Below are 17,697 nucleotides of genomic sequence, written 5' to 3'. Positions count from 1 at the left end.
TGCGATGCTCGAAACCCGGGGCCGCGCCAAACTCGCTGCGCTACGCTCCGCTCAAACAGACGGCGCGAAGCATGTCTATGAAGCGCGCTGCGCGCGCGCCCCGGACTTCTGCGCTTCTCGGCGGCGCAGAAGGGGAACTCGATACGGCTCGCTACGCATCGCCTTGATGAGCGCCGCTTGCGGCGCCCTTGGAGGCGATGCGCAGCGAGCCGATCAGGCTGGCCCCTTGTGGCTTCGCCGAGGAGCACAGCGGCTTGGGACCGTGAGCGAAGCGAACATCGTGAACTGACTCGCGCCGCATGTCTGAACGGAGCGTAGCGAAGTGAGTTCGGCGCGGGGCCCAAGTCGCGAGCACCGCAGGGCACCCGCAGCGCAGCGGAGGGCGAAGACAGTAGGGGCGGTTTCTTTGCTTACTTTCTTGGGCGCCCAAGAAAGTGAGTCGCCCGCCGGGGCGAGTCCCGGCACCGTGGCAAAAGACATCAACAGCCGCAGCGGCAACGACCATGTCTTGGCAGTCACACCCACATCGCTTACACCTGCAAGCATGCAGCTCAAGACACGCGTCATCGACTGGGCCCGCAAGCTCAAACGCGAAGGCATCGCCCTGTGGTTCGCCGCCCGCGACCCCCGCACGCCATGGCTCCCACGCCTGCTCTGCGCCACAGTCGTCGCCTACGCGCTGAGCCCGATCGACCTGATCCCCGACTTCATCCCAATACTCGGCTTCGTCGACGACGCGCTGCTGCTGCCCGCGCTGATCTGGCTGGCGATCCGCCTGATACCGCCGGCCTTGATGCAGGAATGCCGCGCCAAGGCTGACGCCTGGCTGCAGGCCGGCCACGGCAAGCCGCGCAGCCGCACCGGCGCGGCCGCCATCATCGCGCTGTGGCTGGCCGCGCTGGCAGGCCTGACTTGGGCACTGCTCCCGCTGGAGTAACCCAGCAGTTACTAGCTACTTACTGGCGCGCCACCCAGGCTGCCAGAGCATCCAGTGCCGGCTTGCCCTTGTCGCCGTTCTCGTCGTTGATCATGCCGACGACGATCCACAGCCGGCCGTGCGCGTCGGGCACGTAGCCGGCCAGGGCGAAGGTGTCGTGCAGCGTGCCGGTCTTCATCCGCGCGCGGCCCTCGGCGGGCGTGCCCTTCATGCGGCGACGCAAGGTGCCGTCGACGCCGGCCACCGGCAGCATGGCCAGCAGCTCGGGGCCTTGGGGGCCGTCGTGCGCGGCCTGCAGCAGCGCGGCCAGCTGCGCGGGCTTGATGCGCTCCAGCCGCGACAGGCCGGAGCCGTTCTCCAGCACCAGGCCCGTGGCATCGATGCCATGCGCGGCGAACCAGTCGCGCACGACGCGTTCGGACGCGGCCAGCGTCGGCTCGTCGGCTGCGGCGGCGTCAGCGCCAAAGCGCAGGTAGGTCAGTCGGGTCAGCGCGTTGTCGCTGCGCTTCATCATGCCGCGCATCACTTCGGCCAGCGGGTGGCCCTGGTGCGTGGCGAGCAGCTTGGCGTCGGCCGGCGTGGCGCCTTCGCGGTCGGTCGCGGGGCTGCCGCCCAGCTTGCCGCCCAGTTCGCCCCAGATCTGGCGCACCGCCTGCGCAGCCAGCCACTGGCGGTCGACCAGGTTGGTGAACTCTTCCTGCCGCTCGCAACCCCGCGGGAAGCTGCCCTGCAGCACGACGTGCTGCGTCTGCGCCGCGGCCTGCGCGGGCGGCAGCGGCAGCACCAGCGGGCTCTGCCAGCCGCGCTCCCAGTCCTTGCAGGCGGCGTCGCTGGGCGTCATCGCGCTGGCGTCGACGGTGATGCCGGGCCAGGCGGGCGAGGTCCAGGCCTCGACGGCGCCGGTCTTCGCATCGGACTTCAGCGCGTAGGTAAGCAGGTTGCCGTTGAGGTTCAGCGCGTCGGGGATGGCGTTGTAGTAGGACTCGGGCGTGTCGTCGAAGGGCGGCACGCCCAGGTCCAGCCGCGCCGGGCGGAACAGCGTGCGGTCCACGACCAGGCCGCCCTGGATCTCACGCACGCCGCGCTCGCGCAGGTCGCGCAGCAGTTGCACGAGTTCGCCCCAGTCGAGGTCGGTGTCGGCACCACCGCGCAGGTACAGCGGGCCGGCCAGCACGCCGTCCTTCGGCGACAGGGCCGCGAAGGCCGCGGCATCGACGAGCAGATCGGTGCGGCCGCGCCAGTTGGTGCCGAGCTTGTCCAGCGCGACGGCGCCGGTCACCAGCTTCATCGTCGAGGCCGGGCGCATCGGCTGCTGCTCGTTGAGCCGCAGCGCATGGGCCGCGTCGCCGATCGGATAGGCGACGACGCCCAGCGCGCTCAGCGGCAGGCCGGCCTGAGTCATCGCCTGCTTGACCTCGTCCGGCACGGCCGGCGCCGGCTGCCAGGAGGCACAGGCACTCAGCGACAAGGCCAGCGCAACGGTGACCGCGGCTTTCATGCGGCCTCCTGCAGGCGCTGGAACACGAGCTGGGCCAGCGCCACGTCTTCCAGGCCGATGCCCACGCTCTTGTAGACGGTGATGTCGCTCGCGGCGCGCAACCGCGGCTTGTTCAGCAGCGCGCCCAGCTCGGCCACGCGCTCGGGCTGGATCACGCCGGGCGCGGCGCGCTTGAATTCGCCGGCCTCGCCCTCGGCGGCGGGCAGCCATTCGACGGCGATCAGCGCCGCGCGCGACAGCAGCGCATCGTCCAGCTCGCGCGCCACCGGCTTGCTGGAGCCGACCGCGGCGACGAAGGCGCCGGGCTTGACGAGCTTGCCGTCGAACAAGGGCTCCATCGCACGGGTGCAGGTGACGATGACGTCGCCCGCCGCGGCGGCCGTGGCGGCGTCGACGGCTTCGGCCGGGATGCCGTGCGCCGTGCTCAGCTCGGCGGCCAGGGCGGCGCCGCCGCTGCGCGCGCAGACCAGCACGCGCTCGAAGCCGCGCAGCGGCAGCAGCGCCTCGGCATGCGCCTTGGCCTGGGTGCCGGCACCGAAGATGGCCAGTACCTTGGCGTCCGCCCCGGCCAGCGCGTCGGTGGCCACGGCGGTGGCAGCGGCCGTGCGCAGCCGGGTCAGCTCATTGGCTTCCAGCGTGGCCAGCGGCAGCCCGGTGGTGGCCGAGAACAGCGTGATGACGAACTGGAACTGGCCGTTGATGCTGGAGTAGACCTTGGTGCCCAGCACGTCGCTGCCCGGCAGCGCCGCGCCCATCGCACTGACGATCAGCGCCTTGTCCTCATGCTGCACGGCGGCCCGCCCGCGCGCCAGCATCGCGCCCTGGCCACGGCCGTGCTGGAGAAAGGCCTCGTGCAGCGCGGCCACGGCCTCGGGCAGCTTGAGGGTGGCACGGACCTGGGCTTCGGTGATCAATTGCATGTGTCGGGCGGGCTCAAGAAGCGTGTGGACAAAGCGACCGACTTTATCGGGCCGCGCCGACCCCGGACATAACGAAATGTTCGTGCGGACGCCTAGCGCGGAATGCGCGCATTCCGGGAAGTTATGCAGCCCAGAGAATCATTCATGGCGCCGGAAGCAACACTCGGGGACTGCCCCTCTGGCGCTTCATGTCTCCTCTTGTTCATCATGCAAAGCTACGCAAAGACGTGTTTCACAAGAAGCGCGCTTGATGTCTGCATTGACGTTGAAGGGGAACATGATGGAACTGAAGACGCTCGCACGCACCCTGGCCCTGCTGGGCCTGGTCACATCGGGCCTCGCCGCGGCCCAGGACGATGTCTCGCAGAAGCTGGAGCGCGTGGAGATCACCGGCTCGAGCATCAAGCGCATCCAGAGCGAGGGCGCGCTGCCGGTGCAGGTCATCTCGCGCAAGGACCTCGATCGGCAAGGCATCGTCTCGGCCGAGCAACTGATCGCCACCCTGACCAGCAACGGCAACGGCCTGGACAACCTGGCCAGCAATGCCGACGTGGTGTCCGGCCAGTCGCGCGGCAACAATGGCTCGACCTCGGCCAACCTGCGCGGCCAGGGCGCCAACGCCACCTTGATCCTGCTGAACGGCCGCCGCGTCGCGGCCCACGGCCTGAACGGCGGCGTGGTCGACCTGAACCAGATCCCGATGGCCGCCGTCGAGCGCATCGAGGTGCTGAAGGACGGCGCCTCGTCCACCTACGGCACCGACGCCGTCGGCGGCGTCATCAACTTCATCCTGCGCAAGAACTACAAGGGCCTGCAGGTCAGCGCCACCGCGGACGCCACCGAGCACGGCGGCGGCAACATCTACCGCGCCTCGGTCACCGGCGGCGTCGGCGACCTGGACACCAACGGCTTCAACCTGCTGGCCACCCTGTCCGTCACCGACAACAAGCGCCTGGACGGCTCGCAGCGCGACTTCGTCAACAGCTTCCAGCCGGACCGCGGACTCTCGCCCGACACGCGCGGCACGCCCTTCGCGACGCTGTTCCTGGCCTCGACGACCGCCTCCGGCGGCACGATCAAGAACGTGCTGACCCGCCCCGGCCAGGCCAACAACTACGTCGGCCCGCTGTACCAGGGCGCCACGCTGAACAGCGTGAACACGCTGGACCTGCCCGGCGCCGCCGGCTGCGATTCGCAACCCGGCATGGGCCCCTACGCCGAGAAGCTGTGGAACTCGGCCGCCGCCTCGCCGGCCAACCAGTTCGGCTGCGCCTGGGACACCGGCAAGGCCGCGGTGATCCAGCAGCCGGTCAAGAACACCAACCTGGTCACGCGCGGCATGCTGAAGCTGGGCGAGCACATGCTGAGCGCCGAGGTGCTGCTGGGTCGCTCGGACTCGCACAAGATCTTCTCGCCCAACCAGATCAGCAGCGGCTCCGCCACCTCGACGGTCACGCTGCCCAACGGCAGCACGGTGGCGAGCCCCTTCCGCAACCTCGCCTACCCGAGCACGGGCGCCGGCTACGACCGCGTGTTCAACGCGCTGGTGGGCGCTTTCCCCGAGCTGGAAGCCAACCGCGGCCTGCCGATGACCTTCCGCTGGCGCTGCATGGAATGCGGCAACCGCGAATACAACACCATCACCGACACCGGCCGCCTGCTGGTCGGCATGGACGGGCCGATGAACTTCATCAAGGACTGGGACTACAAGGTCGGCGTCTCGCAGGCCTGGAGCAAGTCCAACTCGACGCTGGGCTCCGGCTACCAGAACTATGTCGGCCTGGCGAACCTGATCAACAGCGGCACCCTGAACCCCTTCCTGCTGGCCGGCGAGCAGCAATCCGCCGCGGCGATCCAGGGCCTGAAGGACATCTCGGCCGAAGGCACCAAGCTCTACGGCGGCAAGTACACGACGACCGAGGCCGACGCGACCTTCAGCGGCCCGCTGTTCAAGATGCCGGCCGGCGACGCGCTGGGCGCTTTGGGCGTCGACTTCCGCCAGGAGAAGTACAAGTTCGACGGCAACAGCACCGTCAACACCAACGACATCAACACCTGGATCTTCAACGCCGCCTTCGACAACATCAATGCGCTGAGCGGCGTGAAGCGCAACGTGAAGGCGGTGTTCGGCGAAGTGATCCTGCCGGTCACGAAGAGCCTGGAGCTGAACCTGTCGGTGCGCTACGACGACTACACCGGCTTCGGCAGCACGACCAACCCGAAGGTGTCGCTGCGCTTCGCCCCGCTGGAGTCGCTGATCTTCCGCGGCTCCTACAGCACCGGCTTCCGCGTGCCGACCTTCAACCAGCTGTTCAACGGCGTAACCGAATCCCCCGCCACCGGCGCCGGCGTGGCCGATCCCAAGACCTGCCCCTCGCTCGTCGTGAGCAGTGCGCCGGGCTGCCAGGCCATCACTTTCACGACGCTGTTCGGCGGCGTGCCGAACCTCGGGCCCGAGAAGTCGAAGATGGCCAACATCGGCTTCGTCTTCGAGCCGATGCCCGGCTACAGCGCCAGCCTAGACCTGTGGGACATCCGGCGTGACGGCACCATCCAGGCCTTCACCCAGTCGACCTTCTTCGCCAACTACGCGCTGTTCAGCGATCGCTTCATCCGCAACCCGGACGATTCGCTGAAGTCCGTCGACCTGAGCTGGATCAACGCCGGCGAGACCCGCACCCGCGGCCTCGAGCTGACGCTGCGCGGCTCGGGCAAGGTCGGCGGCGGCACGCTGAGCGCCGGCCTCGACGGCTCCTACCTGCTGGAGAAGAAGTCGCGGCTGACGACGAACTCGCCCTTCGGCCCCAGTGAGGTCGGGCAGTTCACCCGCTCCAGCGACCTCGGCATCCGCTGGAAGCACGTGGCCTTCATCAACTACGCCTACGGCGACTGGGTGACCTCGCTGCGCCAGCAGTACGTCGGCGGCTATGTCGGCTACGTGCCGCCGGGCGTGGCCAACGGCAACGCTTCGGTGCCGGCCTGGAACCCCAAGGTCAAGCCTTACATCCTGCACACGCTGGGCGTTTCCTACGCCGGCATCAAGGACCTGACGCTGAACTTCGCGATCAAGAACCTGTTCGACAAGGACCCGCCGTTCGCCAACAGCTACGACACCAACACCGGCTCCGGCAGCAGCTGGGAACCGCGCGTGGCCGATCCGCGCGGCCGTTCCTACGTCATCGGAGCCGATTACAAGTTCTGGTAATCGTCGCCGTTTCAAGCGACCCGCCCGGCTTCGGCCCGGCGGGTTTTTTCATTAACTCAACACTCGTTTACTTGATAGCAATAAACAAGGCTTTTTTAGCCTTGTCATTACTCCGAGCTATGGGCGCGCAATAAGGATTCATTGCGATACGCGCCACAAATACGTCCCTTCCCTCTGGCGCCGTCCGCGGCTCCTGTCCGATCATGAATCTCAGTGATTCAGAAAAAGCCCGCGAAACCCAGCCGTCCGGCTGGCTGACGGGAAGGACGTCGTTGAAGGAGTGACCCGTGAAATTGAACAAGCTCGCGCGAAGCCTCGCGCTGGTCGGCCTATGCTCGCAACTCGCCGTGGCTGCCCTCGCGCAGCAGGGTGATAACAACAACACCAACGCGTCCGCCGAGAAGATCGAGCGCGTCGAAGTGACCGGCTCCTCGATCAAGCGGGTGAAGGACGAAGGCGCGCTGCCGCTGGAGGTCGTCACCGCCACGCAGATGCGCAACATGGGCATCACCTCCACCGATGCCTTGCTGCGCCAGATCGGCGCCAACGCGGCATCGGCCGGCAGCACGGTCTCCAGCAACACGGTGTTCAGCACCGAGGGTGACCGCCTGGGTGGTGGCGGGAACTACGCCAACCTGCGCGGCCTTGGCGCGACCGGCACATTGATCCTGCTGGACGGCCGGCGCCTGTCGAACCAGGGTCTCTCCGGCGGCTCGGTCGACCTGAACGCGATCCCGTTCGAGATGATCGAGCGCGTTGAAATCCTGAAGGACGGCGCCTCGGCGATCTACGGCACCGACGCGATCGGCGGCGTCATCAACTTCATCCTGAAGAAGGACTACCAGGGCTTCTCGATCTCCGGCACCTCGTCCGTGCCGACGATCAACAGCGCCGGCATCCAGCGCAAGCTCAGCGTGGCCGGCGGCTTCGGCAGCCTGGACAAGGAAGGCTTCAACATCATGGGCAGCATCAGCGGCGACAACAATGCCGCGCTGCGCGGCATCGATCGCAGCTGGGCCACCGGCTACAACCCGAGCGCCTTCGCCGTGCCCGACACGACCAGCTCGCCCGGCTACGCCAACATCATCGGCGCCACCGGCACCGCCCTGTCCACCACCGGCACCACCATCGCCGGCGGTGGCGCGACCCAGTACACCGTGCTGAACGGCATGGCGCTCAGTGGTGCTGGCTGCAACTCGGTGCCCTTCGGCGTCGGCCAGGTGCCCAACATCACGATCATCCCGGGCCTGGGCTACAGCGCCGCCAATAGCACTTACCGCTGCGGCACGGACTACGCCCGCCAGTACATGATGCAGGCGCCGCAGAAGGACCTCAGCGCCGTGCTGCGCGGCACCGTGGCCCTGGGCAAGGATGCCACCGGCTTCGTCGAGTATGTGGGCTCGCGCGTCTCCAACCACGGCGAGTACACGCCCTACCAGTTCTCCACCACCTCGGGCCCGACCTCCGCAGCCCTCACGGCTGCTGGCTCGGCTGCCGCTGCCGCACAAGCGGCCTTCGCCAAGTACGGCGGCATTCCGAACACGAACGGCACGTCGCTCGGCAACTATCCGGTCAGCGGCCCGTACTACCAGAACCTGCTGGCCCAGTACGGTGCGGCGCAGTTCGACCCGACCAAGCCGATCGCCTACCGGCTGCGCATGAATGACTGGGGCTATCGCACGGTCGACAACGTTTCTACCAACCAGCGCCTCACGCTGGGTGTGGACGGCACCTGGAACGACTACGACTACAAGGCTTCGATCAGCCATGGCGAGGCCGGCGGCCACACCGACATGCTGAACGGCTTTGCCGACACCAACAAGCTGATCGCGCTACTGGCCAGCGGCATCTACAACCCCTTCCTGATGCCTGGCCAGAGCCAGAGCCCCGAGGCCCAGGCCGCCATCGCCGACAGCCAAGTGCACGGCCGCCTGCAGAGCGGCAAGACCACGGTGGACACTGGCCTGGCCTCCATCTCCGGCAAGGCCTTCACGCTGCCAGCCGGCGAAGCGGATTTCGCGGTCGGCGTCGAGGCCCGCAAGGAGTCCTACGACTTCTCCGGCACGCAGGGCTACAACTGCGTTTCCAGCTTCTCGCTGGCCAACCTGGAGCTCGCCAATTCGGTGATGGGCTGTACCGGCAACGGCTCCGCGCCGAATTCCTCGCGCAAAATCGGCGCCGTCTATGGCGAGCTGATCCTGCCGGTGACCAAGATGCTGGAGCTGCAGCTGGCGCTGCGCTATGACCACTACCAGGAAATCGGCGGCACCACCAATCCGAAGCTCGCCTTCAAGTTCACCCCGATGAAGGACCTGCTGTTCCGCGGCTCGGCCAGCACCGGCTTCCGAGCACCGACGCCGCAGCAGCTGCACCTGGCCTCGGTCGAACTGGCGTCCTCGGGCACCAGTTCCTTCGCCGACCCGCTCAAGTGTCCGAACCCCGCGGCCGACCCCACCAACCCGGCTTGCCAGATCACGAACCTGGTCGTGAACAGCGGTGGCAATCCGAACCTGAAACCCGAGAAATCGCACCAGGCCTCGCTGGGCGTCGTGTTCTCCCCGCTTGATTCGCTGACAGCCTCGGCGGACTACTGGGAGATCCACATGAAGGACCGTATCCACCTGCTGACCTACACGCAGGAACTGCAGAACTACGACGTCTTCGCCAGCAACTTCATCCGCGACGACCAGGGCAACCTGACGTCCATCCAGGCCGGCTGGATCAACGCGGGCAGTTCGGACACCAAGGGCATCGACTTCACGCTGACGCACAACGCCAAGCTGCTCGGCGGAAAGCTGGTCACGACCGGCACGGCGACCAAGATGATCAGCGACAAGGAGGCGCTGATCAACGGCCAGCCGATGGTCCAGTACGTGGACCAATGGAAGACCGACACGCTGTACCAGAAGTGGAGGACGAACATCTCGTCCACCTTCTCGCTGAACGACTGGTCGACGACGCTGTCGGTGAACTACTCGTCCGGCTACAACGACGAAGATCGCACGCCCTACGTTGGCACCAACCCGGCCGGCACGCCGGTCCATCGCCGCATCGCCAGCTACACGACCTTCAATCTGTTCACGACCTACACCGGCATCAAAAACGTGACCCTGACTGGTGGCTTGGTCAACATGCTCGACCGCCAGCCGCCGTTCACCTGGCACGACCCCGACTACGTGATCGGCGCCGGCTACGACCCTCGGGTGGCCGACCCGCGCGGCCGCACGCTGCAGGTGTCCGCGCGCTACAGCTTCTGATGACCTGAACGCTCTTATTCGGCCCAGAGCCTCACGGCTTCAAGCCTTCCGACCCGCCGGTGTCACAGCCGGCGGGCTTTTTACTTCCCCGCCTGGCTCTTCACCAGCGCCAAGGTCTGCGAGCAGATGGTGTCGCGATTGGGGCTGGACTTGACCGTGTCGTAGAACGCATCGCCGTCCTTGCGGCCCTGCAGGAACACCTTTTCGATGTCGACGTCCAGGCTCGCGTAGAGCTCCGCGCCGCCCTTGGTATCGGCATCGAAGCGGGCCTTGTAGGCCTTCAGCGTGTCGGCGGAGGCGCCGCAGTGCTCGGCCACGCGGTGCGTCTTGCCGGCGTTGAGTCCGCCGGTGACGATCATGTCCTTGACGCCCGGCGGCGCCATCTGCGCCTGGCTGGCGCTGCAGGCAAGACCGGCGAGAAGCACGAGAGCGATGTGGCGCATTGCGGAGATCCCGGGGTGATGACGACCGAGAGCCCCGTGGCAATCCGCATGCCGGCCGCACATGAAAAAGCCCCGCCGGCGCCGGGCGCCGCGGGGCTCGCTCCTTCCACAGCGGGTCAGAACTTGTAGCGCGCCTCCAGGTAGTACTGGCGGCCGCTGGCGTCGAGCTTCTGCTGCTCTTCCTCGCTGTAACGGTACTGCGCGCGGGTCGGGTTGGTCAGGTTGGTGGCGCTGAAGGCGATCTGCAGGTCAGGCGTGATGTTGTAGTTGGCCGAGAGCGCGACGTTGGAGACCGGGGCGGCCATCGTCGGCGCGACCGGCATCACGACGCCGTTGATCGTCGTGTTGCCCTGGCTGTTGGTCGTCGGCGACGGGGCCGTCGTGCTGGACACGTACTTGCCGCGGTAGTTGTAGACCAAGCGCACGCTGAAGATGTCGTTCTCGAAGTAGCCGCCCAGGTTGGCGGAGAACTTCGAGGCGCCGGTCATCGGCCGGCCGTCGGCCACGCGGGTTTCGGCGACGCTCGCGTTCGACTGGAAGCCGAAGCCACCGCCGATCGGCTGCTCATAGGCCAGCTCGACGCCGCGGATGCGCGCCTTCTGCTGGGTGGATGTGTTGACGAAGTAGGTCTTGGTCGCGCCGGTGGTCGGGTCGATCAGGTCGACGGTGACGCCCTGCTTGATCGCACCGGTCTTGGCATAGCCGTCGATCAGCGAATCGAACAGGCTCACCGACACCATCGAGCGGCGCGCGAAGAACCAGGCCACTGACAGGTCGAGGTTGCGCGCGGTCAGGGGCTTCAGGTCGGGGTTCGGGCCGGTGACCGAGCAGTTGCCGGAGCCGTCGCAGGTCGGCGTGCCGAAGGTGGCGCCGTAGAGGTTGTAGTTCTGCCGGCCGATGGTCTCGGAGAGGCCGACGCGGCCGATCACGTCCTTGGCCACTTCCATGCGCAGGTTGAAGCTCGGCAGGATGTTGTCGAAGTTCTTGTGCGTGGCCTTCTTGTAGTAGACGCTGCCGGTGGCGGGATTGAAGGGCACGCCGTCGTAGTAGGGCTGGGCGTCGCCGGCGGTGTTGATCACGCCGGGGTAGCCCGGGCAGGCGGTGGCCGGCTGGCCCGGCTCGATGCGCGGGCAGATCTTGGTGGAGACCGGTGTGGGGATCAGCGAATCGACCTCGGTGCGCACGAGGCGGAAGCCGATGTTGCCGCTGATGCGGTTATCGGCCGTCTCGAAGTTCTGCATCATGTAGACGGCGCGCTGGCGCTCGCGCACGTCGATCTCGGAGCTGACGAAGCGCTCGTAGGCCGAGCCCACATCCTTCACCTGGCTGTTGAAGTAATCGGTCAGTACTTCCTTCGGGAAGTAGAAGCCCGCGCTCTCGAAGTTGCCGCCCAGGGCCTGACCGAAGTTGCCCGGGTAGGCCACGGCCAGCGAAGGATCCGGGCCGCTGAAGGTGCCCGACTTGAAGGCCTTGATCGCGCGGCGGAACTCGCGGCTGTGATCGGCCTGGCGCAGGCCGAACTGCAAGGTGCTGAACGGGCCGCTGTCCTGGCGGAATTCGCCGTCGAGCGCAACGCTGTGCTCGGCGTCCACCGTGTTGTACGAGTTCACGCCACTGCGCGCATCGAGCTTGTAGCCGGCGCCGTTGGCATCCAGCGTGGGCGAGCTCGGGTTGCCGGCGTTGATGTAGTGGAAGTCGGGCGCCACGTTCACGCCATTGAGCGCGTACGAGACGCCCTGGCCGTAGCGGTCGTAGGTGAGGCCGCGGTCGGCCTCGGTATGGCCCACGCCGCGCGTCGTGCTGATCAGGCCCTTGACCTTCAGGCGGTCGCTGAACTCCATCGTGGCGTCCAGGTCCAGGAAGCCGCTGCTGGAACGGGCGCCGCTGCGGTAGTAGCCCTCGGAGTTGCCGAGGTACTGGGGCGCGGAGCCGTCCGGGAAGACGATGTCCGCGCTCTTGAGCACCTTCAGGTGGTCGCCGTAGATCGTCGTCTCGTCGACGATCACCGGGTTCTTGATCTGCGCGTAGACGTTCGTGTTGGTCAGCGTGCCCTGCTGCACCGAATAGCTCTGGCCGCGCAGCATCTGCTGGATCGCCGAATAGGTGGCGCGGCCGAAGTTGTTGGCGTTCATGCGCGAGTAGAAGCCGGTCAGGCCGAGGTTCAGCCGGTCGGTCGGCTGGGCCTCCAGCGCCAGCATGCCGCCCTTGCGGTCACGCACGCCTTCCACGTACTCCAGCGCCATGCTGCCGGGCAGGCGCACGCCCTGCAGGTCGGAGGCCTTGTAGCCCGTGCCGGCCAGCGACGCGTCGGTGATGCCCTTCATCGCGGCGGTGTCGATCACGTCCCAGCCGGAGCTGGACGAGTAGGCCGCGCGCGAGACCGAGTCGCGGCGCACGTAGCGCTTCTCGGCGAACAGCTGGCCGATCACGCCGAAGGTGTTGCTCTCGTTCTTCCAGTTCACGCTGCCGTTGAGCTGCGGGCTGGTCTTGGCCGGCAGGTCGGCATAGACGCCGCCGACGCTCAGCAGGCCGCCGAACTTCTTCGCCTCCTTCAGCGGGCGACGCGTCGTCACGTTGACGGTGCCGGCCAGGCCGCCGTCGACGATGTCGGCCTGCGAGGTCTTGTAGACGGTGGCCGCGTTCAGCACCGACGAGGGCATCAGGCTCAGGCTGGTCGAGCGGCTGCTGGACGCCTGGTCGGCCAGGTACCAGTCGCCGCCGCTGACCGAGTGGCCATTGAACAGGATCAGCGTCATGTCGGGGTTGGTGCCGCGCATCGAGACCTTCTCGGCCTCGTCGTAGTCGGTGCGTACCGCCACGCCGACGACGCGCTGCAGCGAGTCGGCCAGGTTCTTGTCGGGCATCTTGCCCACGTCCACCGCGGTGATCACGTCCACGTTGGCGGAGGCTTCGCGCTTCATGCTCAGCGCCTTCTCGGTCGAAGCGCGGATGCCGGTGACGGTCACTGTTTCCAGAGCCGCGGAGGGCTTCTCTTCCTGGGCGCGGGCCTGCAGGCTGATCGACAACAAGAGGCTGACCGATACGGCGGTCGCGACAGGAGTGCGCTTGAAAATCATCAACGGTTTCCGACAAATGGACGTGGGAGCGCATCGTCATCGACCGGTCATATACCGATGAAGTAACTTGTTAGTTCTGTTGCATAACGTCAAGTTATGCAAAGCAGAAATGCCTGGGAAACCTGCCGGAAACACGACGGATCAGGAATTCCCCAATGGACGGCGCGGAACGCCACGCCCGTTGAGTGCTCGATCAGCGCTGGATCAGCGCCAGGCTTCCCGCGGGTAGGCGAGCGGGACGGAGAGTTCCTCGCACAAGACCTGACCCCGCAGCCAGCCGCCGATGCAGTGGGTCTGGTTGCGGTCCGACAGCAGCGGCGTGTGGCCGGTCTCGGGCACGTGCGCGACGGCCAGCGCCGCGCGCGGGTGCAGCGCCCGGCGCATGCGGGCAATCGTGGGCGCCAGCAGCGCGTCGGACTGCAGGCCGTGCACCAGCAGCACCGGGCAGCGCACGCCGGTCCAGTCCTTCCATTGGTCATGGCGGGCCTGGGCGATGACCTGGCTGCGATAGGCGGTCATCGCGCGCGGATCGTGGCGGTAGACGCGGCCGGCGTTCTCCTCCGACCAGCGGGTCTGGTGCCAGGCGAGGAAGTGGCGGATCTCGTCGCTGACCGGCCCGTCGTTCTTCTGCGAGGCGCCGACGCGGCGGTGGATGTCCTCGGGCGAGCGGAACACGTAGTGCCGCGCCAGCGTGTCGGCGCGGCGGCGGCGGCGCGCCGCGGGCATGGCCGGCCCGACGTCGTTGAGCACCAGCCGCGCGACGATCGAGGGCGAACGCGCCGCCAGCGCCATCGCGATCGAGCCGCCCATCGACGAGCCGAGCAGGTGCACCGGGCCGCGCGGCTGCAGGTGCGCCAGCAGTTGCCGCAGCTGTTCGAGATAGGTGGCGCCGGTGTACTCGCTCTCGTCGGCCAGCCAGCCGGACTGCCCGCGCCCGAGCCAGTCCATGCACACGACGCGGAAGTCCGCGCTGAGGTCGGCCGCCAGGAAGCTGAAGCGCATCGCCGTGTTGGCGACGCCGCCCAGGCAGACGAGCAGCGGCGCGTCCGCCGCACCCCAGGCCGTGTACGACACCGCCGTCGCATAGGGCCGGCGCAGCCGCGCGGGCACCTGCTTCTGCAGCCGCACCGGCTGCAGGTAGTCGAAGCTGTGGCGCGTGAAGCTGCCGGCGAAGCGCTGGTCCAGCCGCTCCGCCTGGGCATCGAAAGCGGCCCACACGGGCGTGGACCGGCTCATGGTGATTTCTTGCGTTCGCGTTCGCGCTGCCGCAAGACGTCGATCAGCACGTTGAAGGTTCGGCTGAGCTGGCCGATCTCGTCGCGGCTCTCGACCTTCACGGTGGCGTTCTTGTAGTCGCCGGCCTTCAACGCGTCGACGGCCCGGGTGAGCGCCTTCACCGGCCGCACGATGTTCCGGGCGAACAGCAGGGCCAGGCCCAGGAACAGCAGGCCCACCAACCCGACGCTCAGCAACTGGCGCCAGAACAGCGCGTTCAGCGGCGCCTCGAAGCTGCTGCGCGGCTCGCTGACGGCGACGACCCAGCGGTTGCGCGTGTCGCTGCGCACCGGGGCATAGCCGGCCACCTCGTCGGCCTTCGTGAGCGTGGAGTGGTAGGCCAGGTTGCCCGGCGCGGTGGCGCCGACCAGCGCCGTGGCGAGCGGTGGCATGTCGAGGCTGGCGATCGTGTCGCGGCGGAAGCGTTGGTCGGCCTTGATCTCGGCCAGCTTGGCCGGCGCCAGCGGCACGAGGCTGGCGTACAGGGCCTTCGGGTCGGCGTGGCCGATGACGACGCCATCGCCGTCGACCAGGAAGGGCTGCAGGCTGGAGTTGCCCTGCACGTCCTTCAGGATCTTGTCGAAGGAGGAGCCACGGATGCGCAGCACCACGGCGCCGATCGCCTGCTGCTTGTCGTCGAGCACCGGGTTGGCGTAGAACATGCCGCTGGCCCCGGCCACCGAGCCGACGATGATGCCGCTGGTGTAGGGCTTGCCCGTCATCGCGGTCTTGAAGTACTCGCGGAACGCGAAGTTCTTGCCCATCACCTCCGGATCGCTGGACACCACGGCGGTGCCCGTGCGGTCCATCAGCATCATCAGGTGGATGTCGGGGTTCGAGCTCACCAGCGTCTGCATCTTGCCGCGGATCTCGTCCACGTCGTGGCCCGGCCGGCCTTCGAGGAAGGCGACGAAGTCGCCGTCCGCGCCCAGCGCGCTGGCCAGGTGCTGGCTGTCGCCGATCAGCTGGGCCATGCGGCCGGCCGTGCTGTGGGCCAGCAGCTCCAGGTTGCGCAACTCGCCGCCGGAGACCATGTCCAGGCTGTTCTGCAGGTTGTAGTAGCCGGTGCTGATCATCGGCAGCAGCGCCGCCGCCACGCCCGCCAGGCTCAGCTTCAGCGCCAGCGGCCAGCTGCCGGGCGAGACGATGCGCTGCAGGGCCTGCCGCAGCGTGCGGCGCTCGCCCGCATCGCCGGCGCGCAGCGCCTCCTGCACGCCCAGGCTGGCCGCGTGCGCGGCGAACAGCTTCTCGCGCCATTGGTCCACGCTCTGCGGGCGCTCGGCCGGCTCCAGCTTGAGCGCCCAGTCGATCGCGTCCAGGAAGGTGGCAGACCAGCGGCCGGGCTCCACGGCCGCCTCGCGTATCGGGAGCAGCGTGTCGTCCACCAGCCGGTCCATCGCGTCGGGCGGCTTCTTGGCGGTGAGCATCCAGTACAGCGTGGCGCCCATCGCATAGACGTCGGTCCAGGCGCCCTGGTCGCCGTCCTGGTACTGCTCGATCGGCGCGTAGCCGGGCGTGACGGCCACGTCGTCGCTGGCCGCGCCGCTGCCCACCGCCTGGCGCGCCGAGCCGAAGTCCAGCAGCACGAGGCTGCCATCGCCGCGGCGCACCTGGATGTTGTCGGGCTTGATGTCGCGGTGCAGGAAGCCCGTGGCGTGGACGACCGACAGCCCATCCAGCAGCGGCTGCAGCAGCAGCACCAGCTCCTTCTCGGGCAGCTGGTGCTTGGGCCACCAGGTCTTCAGCGGCAGGCCGCGCTCGTACTCCAGCACCATGTAGGCGGTCTGGTGCGCCTCGAAGAAGCGCGCCACGCGGACGATGTTCGGATGCCGGAAGCTGGCCAGCGTGCGTCCCTCGACCAGGAAGCTGTCCAGGCCCGCCTTGTAGCGGTCCTGGTGGCGTGTCGAGTGGGCCGACACCGTCTGGCCCGACTTGCGGAACGCGATCTCCTCCGGCAGGTACTCCTTGATCGCGACGCGCGTGTTCAGGTTGATGTCGGTCGCCAGGTAGGTGATGCCGAAACCGCCCTTGCCCAGCACCGAGTCGATGCGGTACTCGTGCAGCAGGAAGCCGGGCCGCAGCGCCAGCGAGGCCGCACCCGCCGGCAGTGCCGGGCGGCGCGCGGGCGGCGCGGTAACGACCTCCGGCGCGGGCCGGTGCAGGAAAGCCGGCGTGGCCGGCGGCAGCATCTCGGTGTCCGGACCTTCGTCCCGGTACGCCGGCTCGGGCGGCGGCCGGCGCGCCGGGATGATCCGCGTCGGCAAGGACGTACTGACGACGGTCCGGTCCGGGTCGTCGTCATCGTCCATCGGGTTGCGGCGCGGGCTGTCCATCAGAACCAAAAAGTGTAATGAGGTAACGAGTTATTTCATCTGCGTGATTCTCCGGGGCAGAGATGTCGAAACAGTGGCTTGCCGCTCGTCGTTCCAGGCAAACCGAGGAACACCATGAGCGAGAACAAACCAACGATCTACTGGATCCGCGCGCAGGCGCCACGCCGCGTGTTGGCGCTGGCCCGGCACCTGGCGATCGACGCAGACTTCGTCGAGCTGGACCTGATGGGCGGCGGGCTGCGCACGGCGGACTACGCGGCGCTGAACCCGAACTGCAAGGCGCCGACGCTGGTCGATGGTGGGCAGGTGATCTGGGAATCGGCGGCGATCATGGCCCACCTGTGCCTGAAGGTCGGCTCCGACATGTGGCCGGCGCTGCATCCGCGCGAACAGGTCGAGGTGCTGCGCTGGATCTCCTGGGCCGATCACCACTGGTCGCCGGCGGTCGCGCCGTTCTACTTCGAGCACGTGGTCAAGTCGACCTTCGGCTTCGGCACGCCCGATCGCGCGCCGCTGAAGGACAGCGTCGCGGACTTCGACAAGTTCGCCCGCGTGCTGGATGCGCACCTGCAGGACCGCAGCCACCCCGCCTGCGGCCGGCTGACGATCGCCGACTTCCAGCTCGCCTCGATGGCCCGCTACTGGCGCGAATCGGAGATGCCGATGGCGCCCTACGCCAACATCGTCCGCTGGCTCGACAGCCTGGAGCGCCTGCCCGCCTGGGCCGATCCCTGGCCCGCCTCATGAACGGG

General features: G+C 67.8%; 10 protein-coding genes. 4 read left to right on the top strand and 6 right to left on the bottom strand.

Going from position 1 to position 17,697, the window contains the following annotated elements; all coding sequences use genetic code 11:
• The first annotated feature begins 544 nt into the window (after window positions 1-544).
• Entirely contained in the window at window positions 545-937 is a 393-nt protein-coding gene (locus tag SNE35_RS10070) for a YkvA family protein (protein ID WP_320422765.1), read from the top strand.
• A 19-nt stretch (window positions 938-956) separates the two neighbouring features.
• Here the strand turns inward: SNE35_RS10070 and dacB are convergent, their stop codons facing one another.
• Both dacB and SNE35_RS10060 read right to left on the bottom strand, forming a co-directional pair.
• A complete protein-coding gene (gene dacB, locus SNE35_RS10065; protein ID WP_320422764.1) occupies window positions 957-2,435 on the bottom strand; it encodes a D-alanyl-D-alanine carboxypeptidase/D-alanyl-D-alanine endopeptidase in 1,479 nt (492 codons plus the stop codon).
• A complete protein-coding gene (locus tag SNE35_RS10060; RefSeq protein ID WP_320422763.1) occupies window positions 2,432-3,355 on the bottom strand; it encodes an ornithine cyclodeaminase family protein in 924 nt (307 codons plus the stop codon). Before SNE35_RS10060 ends, dacB begins: the two co-directional genes overlap by 4 nt.
• 250 nt (window positions 3,356-3,605) lie before the next feature.
• Between SNE35_RS10060 and SNE35_RS10055 the strand changes: the two genes are divergently transcribed.
• Window positions 3,606-6,560 carry a TonB-dependent receptor domain-containing protein gene (locus SNE35_RS10055; protein WP_320422762.1) on the top strand — a complete coding sequence of 985 codons (2,955 nt, stop codon included), beginning with the start codon at window positions 3,606-3,608 and terminating at the stop codon, window positions 6,558-6,560.
• Window positions 6,561-6,847: 287 nt separating this feature from the next.
• Window positions 6,848-9,817, top strand: coding sequence for a TonB-dependent receptor domain-containing protein (locus SNE35_RS10050; RefSeq protein WP_320422761.1), 2,970 nt, complete (start codon window positions 6,848-6,850; stop codon window positions 9,815-9,817).
• 80 nt (window positions 9,818-9,897) lie between these two features.
• Here the strand turns inward: SNE35_RS10050 and SNE35_RS10045 are convergent, their stop codons facing one another.
• The 4 genes from SNE35_RS10045 to SNE35_RS10030 form a co-directional block, all read right to left on the bottom strand.
• A complete protein-coding gene (locus tag SNE35_RS10045) occupies window positions 9,898-10,260 on the bottom strand; it encodes a hypothetical protein (RefSeq protein ID WP_320422760.1) in 363 nt (120 codons plus the stop codon).
• A 116-nt stretch (window positions 10,261-10,376) separates the two neighbouring features.
• Window positions 10,377-13,337 carry a TonB-dependent receptor gene (locus SNE35_RS10040; RefSeq protein WP_320422759.1) on the bottom strand — a complete coding sequence of 987 codons (2,961 nt, stop codon included), beginning with the start codon at window positions 13,335-13,337 and terminating at the stop codon, window positions 10,377-10,379.
• A 204-nt stretch (window positions 13,338-13,541) separates the two neighbouring features.
• Window positions 13,542-14,573 (bottom strand): alpha/beta fold hydrolase, encoded by a 1,032-nt coding sequence (locus SNE35_RS10035; protein WP_320422758.1) that lies wholly within the window; start codon window positions 14,571-14,573, stop codon window positions 13,542-13,544.
• Complete coding sequence (locus tag SNE35_RS10030) at window positions 14,570-16,945, bottom strand: protein kinase domain-containing protein (RefSeq protein WP_320422757.1); 2,376 nt, start codon at window positions 16,943-16,945, stop codon at window positions 14,570-14,572. Before SNE35_RS10030 ends, SNE35_RS10035 begins: the two co-directional genes overlap by 4 nt.
• 114 nt (window positions 16,946-17,059) lie before the next feature.
• Here SNE35_RS10030 and SNE35_RS10025 point away from each other — a divergent pair, with 114 nt between their 5' ends.
• A complete protein-coding gene (locus SNE35_RS10025) occupies window positions 17,060-17,692 on the top strand; it encodes a glutathione S-transferase family protein (RefSeq protein ID WP_320422756.1) in 633 nt (210 codons plus the stop codon).
• The last annotated feature ends 5 nt before the right edge of the window (window positions 17,693-17,697 follow it).

This window comes from Roseateles agri (genome assembly GCF_034043675.1).
Classification (GTDB): domain Bacteria; phylum Pseudomonadota; class Gammaproteobacteria; order Burkholderiales; family Burkholderiaceae_C; genus KK5.
This window is presented reverse-complemented; position numbering and strand designations above follow the sequence as displayed.

Coding starts and splice junctions, on each gene's coding strand:
- SNE35_RS10025 (WP_320422756.1), top strand. CDS start 17,060: ATGAGCGAGAACAAACCAACGATCTACTGGATCCGCGCGCAGGCGCCA.
- SNE35_RS10070 (WP_320422765.1), top strand. CDS start 545: ATGCAGCTCAAGACACGCGTCATCGACTGGGCCCGCAAGCTCAAACGC.
- SNE35_RS10035 (WP_320422758.1), bottom strand. CDS start 14,573: ATGAGCCGGTCCACGCCCGTGTGGGCCGCTTTCGATGCCCAGGCGGAG.
- SNE35_RS10030 (WP_320422757.1), bottom strand. CDS start 16,945: ATGGACAGCCCGCGCCGCAACCCGATGGACGATGACGACGACCCGGAC.
- SNE35_RS10060 (WP_320422763.1), bottom strand. CDS start 3,355: ATGCAATTGATCACCGAAGCCCAGGTCCGTGCCACCCTCAAGCTGCCC.
- SNE35_RS10055 (WP_320422762.1), top strand. CDS start 3,606: ATGTCTGCATTGACGTTGAAGGGGAACATGATGGAACTGAAGACGCTC.
- dacB (WP_320422764.1), bottom strand. CDS start 2,435: ATGAAAGCCGCGGTCACCGTTGCGCTGGCCTTGTCGCTGAGTGCCTGT.
- SNE35_RS10045 (WP_320422760.1), bottom strand. CDS start 10,260: ATGCGCCACATCGCTCTCGTGCTTCTCGCCGGTCTTGCCTGCAGCGCC.
- SNE35_RS10040 (WP_320422759.1), bottom strand. CDS start 13,337: ATGATTTTCAAGCGCACTCCTGTCGCGACCGCCGTATCGGTCAGCCTC.